Source organism: Bradyrhizobium sp. MI1.3 (assembly GCF_055811695.1).
Genome location: NZ_JBVVPQ010000142.1, coordinates 1 through 6939 on the forward strand (window position 1 = coordinate 1; position 6939 = coordinate 6939).

A 6939-nucleotide genomic window follows, 5' to 3' on the forward strand; every position below is an offset into this window, starting at 1 on the left:
GCAACATATCCTGACAGTCCAGCCCTTATTTGAAATTTTACGCCGCTGGAGATGGTGCTGATCATGCTGCCATCTCCTCGGTTTGAGGCTGTTGGGCATGCATCCAATCGGCCGCCTGCTGAGCCTTGCTGGCGGCCGTGAAGATGGCCCGAGGATCGTCCTTGAGGAGTCGCAACCAGGATGCCACGTATGCGGCGTGATCGGGCCTGGGATGATGGGCGACACCCAAATCTGCCAGGATGAATGACGCCGCCAATTCGGCGGTGGCTTCTTCGATCGGCAGCCAATCGCGCTTGAACCGTTCCTGGAAGTCCCGGTCGAGCCTGTGCTTTGCGCCCGTGGCATGCGCTGCCTCATGTATTAAAGTGCCGGCTTGGGCCGCTGGGCTCGTGAACACTGCGTATTCCGGCATGAAGATCGTGTCGAGGTCGATGCGGTAGTGCGCATTGTAATTGCCGGTGACGATCGGGATCTTCAGCGCATCGATGAATGCGTCGACGTGAGTGAGGCGCTCGCTCGCAGGAAGCTTCTCGACGATCTGCGGTTCATAGCCATCCACTTGGGCGACATTGAACACTGTGAAGGCACGTGCGAACACGCGGTGACGAACATCATCGTCACCGTCGTCTGCATCGTCGTTGGTAGCCGCCTTTGTCTGCTTCCAGAGAACAACCGTCGTTCCTCGTTCGCCCTTGCGCACCTGCGCGCCGATGGCGAGCCATTGCCGATAGGTTCCCCAGAGGCCGTCGGCGTAGCCCTGAGCTTGCGCAGCAATCCAGAGCGCGAGCACGTTGACACCACGGTATCGTTTGGCTGACGAGATGTTCTGAGGGCGGGTGATGGCGGTGCCGTCGTGATGCCAGGGCATGCGCCATTCGCCGGCACCAGCTTCGATAGCAGCGACGATCTCGGCGGTGATGCGCGTGTAGACATCGGCGCGTTCTGCCGAACTCGATGTATGGGACATGGGAGAATCTCCGCGGCCGGCGGAGCAAGCCTCTCTCACTCCCTCAACCGGCCGCTCGATTCCGGCCTTCCTCGTCCTCTCCCGCCGCCCGACAGGGCGGCCGTGGTTGGTTGTGTGGTGTCTCATCATGATGGGGCTCCCGTTCGGCCGGGGTCCATCCCCGGCGGCGGAGCAGCCACCTGCGATGCCTGAAAGCGCGACCGCGCACTCGCAGAGCCGAAGCGAAAGCGGAGGACGGCGATCAGCCGTTGCGCGGCCGTGCGGGGCATCGCACGCTCCGACTATGCCGGGGCGGACGCCGGCGAGAACCACCCGGCGCGGCCGCAACCTCAGGCCTGGAGTTCTGACGTCAGTTGCCGTGATCAATATCGTCGAGGACAGCCTCGATGCGTGCGAGATCTTGTTGCAGAGCGGAGCGCTGCAGCGAAGATAACCGCTTCTCTTTGAGGACGGCTCTCGCCTCATCTGCGGAACGCGCCCATGCTGGCCGGTGCCTGGTGGTGATGCAGGCGTTTGGACAACGTGTTGGTTGGCAAAGCGCCGTCAGCGGCGTCTTGTTGTCGGCGTTGGTTGCCTGCTTCAGGCATAGGGCGGTCCCGGGATCGAAGAAGCAATCGGCGAGCACCCCGACGTGCAATGTGCGCGCGAGACTGGCGAGCATCGTGCGAAGCCGCGCGCGATCTGCAATCATGACTGGCAGGGGATCGAGTTCTGCCGCCGCAGCATCGAGCGCCTTTGATATGCGCGGCGCCGCTGGTCCGGACAGCATCGAGCCAGTCTGTCGCTCATCGAAGTACACCAGCAGATCATCGAGTTGCCCAAGCGCACGCTGGCTCTCGACCTCGGCGCGAAAGCCGGACTTGCTGGAGCCGGCATAGCCCTCGAAGGCAGCGACTGAGGCGTGCTTATACTGGATCATGCCGGCGATCGTGCCGAAGGGACGGTTGGCGATATGCCATGCGATCGTTCGGCGAAATTGCCGTGTTGTGATGCGCCAAGGCTTGCCTTCGGGGCTGGTGGGAATAACCGGCTCGTTGACCGTGCCGAACAGCTTATTGAGGTGATCGCGATAAAGATTGAGCTGCCGCACGATCTCGGCAGAGAGGTGATCCTTGCACACGGATTTGGCGGCCAGGACCGGCCAGAGTGTCGTGAGTCCGCGTGCGGTTGCCGCCGGGAACGACAGGCGCTCCAATACCTCGACGGCTTTGGCGACGGGTTCGATCGTGATCCATTCGGCCGCTTGGCCATGGCTCGACTTGCCTTTGTAGGCGACCGATCGGACGCGGTGGCGCATGATCAGACCATCTTCACTGCGGGTAATGGAGAGACACCCACGCTGCATTGCTTGAACTTCGCAGTCGCGCATGCCGCTCAGATACGCGCACAGGACATAGGCCGCTGATTGCAGCATCCGCTCCTCTTGGGCGAGCGTCTTGGCGTCGAAACGGGGTCGCCACGGTCGACCGGTCTCCGGCAGAAGAGAGATGCAGGTGTCCATGCCGCCGGTCTCAACGCCGAGTTCGCGTATGGCTGCATCGATCAGGTCCGGCGCTCCGCTCGCAAGCTGAATATGCATCCTGGACTCTGCGCGGGCATCGATCCCGATATGAAGATGAAGCAGGTGCGAGTTGACAGGAGGCGATACGTCACCTGTCTCTGGATGCCGCAAAACGGTGCCATTGTGAGCAGTCCCCCAGATCGGCACACCGCGCTCTTCACGCCGGCGCCGCTCAAAGTAGTCCGTGAGACGCCGGCGCTGTCGGCCACGGCGCTGTTTGCGGTCGAGGACCTGGTCTGATCGAACAAGCTTGGCGCAATGGGCCTCCAATCGATCCAACTCTTCACGGGCGGCGAAGATATCGGGCGCGAACTCGGTGACGTAGCGGATCGACCAGGCCAACAGTGGCGCGATGACTTCTTCCGGCATCCGTGGGGTGCGGTTCTCGCGGACGTGACGACAACCAGCGACACGGGCTGGAGCTTGTCCGCTCCACGGCTGGAACGACAGCCCTCGGGAAGGAAGATGATGACGATAGGCATGCAGGTCGACCGGCACTTCCAGGAGTTGGCCAACAATCACAGGCCGACGGCTGCGATCGGTCTGGAGATGGCGGGCATAGAGGTCGAGCAATTGCTGATCGACCCGCGAGAGATCGACAGCGCCGAGTTCGCCGTGGACGAACTCGAAGAATCGGCGCGCCCTGTTGAATATCTGCCGGACACAGGCAGGTGGGAGCTTCTTGCGATAACCAGGAAGGTCGACGTTGAGCCGGACATAGAGGAACTCCCGGATTGCTTCGCGGGTACCGACGTCTTCGACCGATGCAAAATGTACGGTGACGTGGCAGCGACGGGCGTTCTCGCGGAATACGGCCGGACCGAGATCCCAGCTTGCGTCGCCATAGCGCGACAGGCAACTCCGGTCGAAGCCCATCTTCAGCGGCGCGGAAGCAAGAACCGGACGGTCGTCTAGTCCCTGCCGGCATGGAGCGAAGGCAACTTGGCTCATGGCCGAACCTCGGGCGGAAGATATAGAGATTGTTGGGCGACCTCGCTGCGAGCTTGGGCGATCACACCTTCAGAGAAGACGGGCAGAATCTGCTGGGTGATGCGTGCATGCGCGCGACCGAACTTGATGCTCCAGTCGGCCGCAGAAAGCCCGGCCCGTTCGCCCTCGATAAAGTCAAGAAAAGCGAGAATCGCGGGCAGCTTACGAGCAGTGATGACTGCATTGCGGCATTCCAGACAGCCCCAGAACGGCTGCGGACAGGGCGAGCCTGCTTCGGCGAAGGGACTGCTCTGGAAACCTGAGCACGCAGCGAGCCAAACGTCCTGATCTCCATCCAGGAGCGCCCGCACGCTATTGGTCTGCACGAGGACATCAGCACCCTGGCGCCAAAGAGATTCGCTGTCGGGTGACAGAACGATCGGTCCTGCCGCCGCGACAACTTCCGTAAGGGCCTCGGCGACGGTGGCTTCATGCAATGGGCGCAGTGAAGGAATATCGGCATAGTGGCGAGCGGCGATCTCCGGCGTGTGGCCGACGGCAAAGCGCGCCATGTGCCCTTCGGTCTTGAGATACCAGAGTGCCTTATGCGTCTTGCGCAGCCGGGCGAGAGTGAGGTGAAGAGGACGGCGATCGTCGTCAACGATGCCGTGTCCAGCGACCCAGTTGTCCACCAACTGATGCGGGTGGTCGATGCCGGACCGAAACTGTCCGCGTCCTTTATAGTGATAGACCCAGAGAGACTCGACCGGAAGGAAGCGCCTGGTAAAGCCCGTCACTTCGATCAGCTTACGGATCAATCCGCCAGGTGTGCCGAGGCCGCCATCACGAACTCGCAGGCGCTTTTGTTCGGCACCGCGCGCGCGACGCTTTATGTAGCTGATCTCGACCGTACCGGGTCCGGGGTTTTGCAAACAGTCGATCGTCAGCGTCTTGCAGCATTCGATCTCGAGCCCCGTCTCCAACGACAGGAAGGTCAGCAATGGCGGCAGATCGGATGCGAGCAAATGATGGCGGCTATGGAGATCCTCGCAAAGGTTGGAAACCGGCAACCCGCGGCGCAGGCGCATGAAGTACAGGCGTTTGAAGGCACGGTCCGAGTGATCGATCTTGCCTTCTGCGGCAATCGTGGCTTCAACATCGGCGACCGCACTGCCGAGGTTGGAATCACCAGCTTCGTCGAGCGGACGGCCGATACGCCGGAACATCTTGCTGATATCGGCACGAGCCGCGTCACGTAGCTGACGAGCGACGAACGGACTATATGCGTCGCGGGGCTGCGATCGCCCTGCGGACTGCGCGCTCGTGTAACTCAGGCGACGGCGGAGCCCCTCATCGAGAAGGCCGGCTTGATCTATATCGATGGAGCGCAGCGCAAGAACCGCCTTCGCGAGGACCATGTGCCGATGGATCGGCGTCATGCCGGCGGCCTCAAGGGAGGCTTCGTATCCGTCAATATCCTGCGCGCGAAGATCGGAAGGCTTCGTGGCATGAGAGTGGTCTCTCAGATACGCGAAAAACCGATGATATGCCGCGATGTGCTGCTTGATGGTGCTGCGCGCTCCCAACGAGCCGCCGAGTTCGGCCTGTCGGCGAACAGCGCCGGCAAAGGCTATAGCGAGTGCCCGCGGGCGCAGGTCAATGAGATCGACTTCGACGATCCCACCATAGCGCGCCTCAATGTTGAAGCGCAGACCGAGCACTTGGTCGCCGGCATGAGCCGGGACAACACCATCTGCGGGCGCAAAACGAACTGGAGTTCCCTTCCGCGGCCGCCGCCTCATAACGAGTGCTCCGACGGCAGCAGCGCCAGTAACTCCGCGACGGCGGCATCGACGGTATCGGCGCGCGAAGCGATATGATCGAGATAGATGTAGGTCGTTGCGAGGCTGGCGTGGCCAAGGAGGCGCTGGACCTGTTGCAAGGGATCGCCGAGGATCTGCCGATATCCTTCCATCGATCCGGCGGGCAAAGCTGCATCGCGAAGCCGGTGCTGGATCAGCATCGCGAGCATATGCACGGCAAAGGTATGGCGGAGCTGGTGCGGGGTGATGTTGATCGAAAAGCCGAGAGACCTGCACCGCTCGGATGCCCGGGCGAAGATCACTTCCCAGGAGTTCGGTTGAACCGGCAATCCGACTTCCGTGAGCCACAGCACGGCGGGCTCGCTCGGTGTACCGTCGTCATCGCAGACGATGATCCTGCTGCGTTCTTCAGGGCTGAGCAGGTCAAGAGCGAAGTTGCTCCCGTCGAGCAGTCGCAATCGGGAAGCTGACTGCTCCCCATGAACGAAGATCGGACGTTCGCGCGAGCGCCAGCCGGAGCGCCGCCGGAACTTCGTGACCGCGTGAGCCCGTTCGACCGCGATGTAGGCCCGCGCCTGTTCAAGCAGTCGACCGGAAAGAAGAATCTGGCGACCACGATCACCCTTGGTCAGCGCGTCCGGCAGATCGAGCCACACCTGTCGAGCTGTTCGCCGATCGACGGCAGCGAGGTCGGACGCAAACAGAAAGGAGGCTTCTTCCAGCCGAAGGCCTGTCGTCACAACGAGGTCGGAAAACAACGCATTGCGAATGCCGTTGCGATCACGGGCGCCGGGGCGTGTTCTGCCATCAGGCATAAGGCCTCTGAGGCCGACGTCCCGAAATACCCGGTAGTCATCGAGGGTGACAAAGCTGACATCCGCTCGGCGGGCAGCCGGCTCATAGGCGTCGTTGCGTGCTGTAATCTGTGCTCGCCGGCCGCCGTATCCTCGCCTCCAAACGGAGCGGTGCGTGAACGGCGCTTCGGAGACCAGGCCTTCGTGAACACCCCAACGATAGAGGCGATCGAGACAGGCAACAGATCGATTCCAGGAAGCCGCGGAGATACGTTGGCCGGCCTCCGTCCGGCGACGAACTCGATGGTAGGCAAGGACGTCGCGACGATCACCTTGCCATACAGACTTGCCGCAGGCTTGCAAAAGAAAGCGGACCCAGACGAGGACGTCATAGCCATAGGCGCGAAGGGAGTGGCGGGAGCGAACGCCATTGAGAGGAAGATCGCGGAAGAAACGATCCAGATCAGGATCGTAGAGCGCCCCGTCCCGGAGAATCATGGGAACGTGGGCATCAAGCCCGTCTGCTGAGCGGCGCTCCTGAATAGTGATGTTCGAAGCCGGCGTTACCTTGTCCACAAGCTCGACCTTCCCCCGGCCCCCCATCCGGGGAGCCGGCATCAACGAAAGCGTTCAACTTGCCCGGCGCTATCCAGGCCGGCCGCCGCCAGCTATGTGGGAGCGCTGCGGCCGGCGGTGACCACCGCAAAGCCGTCCGCCCGCTACGGCGCTATTGGATGGCGCGCGTGCGGACGGCTTTGCTCTACCGAGCTACACCACAAGTGGAGACACGACCTATCGCCCCCGTCAGTCCTGTTGCATCGACGTCAGCAAGACACTGAGAGTCGGTGCAGACTGTCAAGATAA

General features: G+C 62.0%; 4 protein-coding genes. All 4 read right to left on the reverse strand.

Annotated elements, in window-relative coordinates:
* Window positions 1-61: 61 nt before the first annotated feature.
* Window positions 62-1096, reverse strand: coding sequence for an ArdC family protein (locus tag AC0L3A_RS39530; protein WP_473256441.1), 1035 nt, complete (start codon window positions 1094-1096; stop codon window positions 62-64).
* A 220-nt stretch (window positions 1097-1316) separates the two neighbouring features.
* Complete coding sequence (locus AC0L3A_RS39535; RefSeq protein ID WP_473256442.1) at window positions 1317-3479, reverse strand: integrase; 2163 nt, start codon at window positions 3477-3479, stop codon at window positions 1317-1319.
* On the reverse strand, window positions 3476-5179 hold the full coding sequence (locus AC0L3A_RS39540) for a hypothetical protein (RefSeq protein ID WP_473256443.1): 1704 nt from the start codon (window positions 5177-5179) through the stop codon (window positions 3476-3478). Before AC0L3A_RS39540 ends, AC0L3A_RS39535 begins: the two co-directional genes overlap by 4 nt.
* 77 nt (window positions 5180-5256) lie before the next feature.
* On the reverse strand, window positions 5257-6678 hold the full coding sequence (locus AC0L3A_RS39545) for a tyrosine-type recombinase/integrase (RefSeq protein ID WP_473256444.1): 1422 nt from the start codon (window positions 6676-6678) through the stop codon (window positions 5257-5259).
* Window positions 6679-6939 lie beyond the last annotated feature (261 nt).

Bases quoted from the DNA above. Each gene is read 5' to 3' on its own strand.
- AC0L3A_RS39530 (WP_473256441.1), bottom strand. From the start codon at position 1,096: ATGATGAGACACCACACAACCAACCACGGCCGCCCTGTCGGGCGGCGG.
- AC0L3A_RS39545 (WP_473256444.1), bottom strand. From the start codon at position 6,678: ATGGGGGGCCGGGGGAAGGTCGAGCTTGTGGACAAGGTAACGCCGGCT.
- AC0L3A_RS39535 (WP_473256442.1), bottom strand. From the start codon at position 3,479: ATGAGCCAAGTTGCCTTCGCTCCATGCCGGCAGGGACTAGACGACCGT.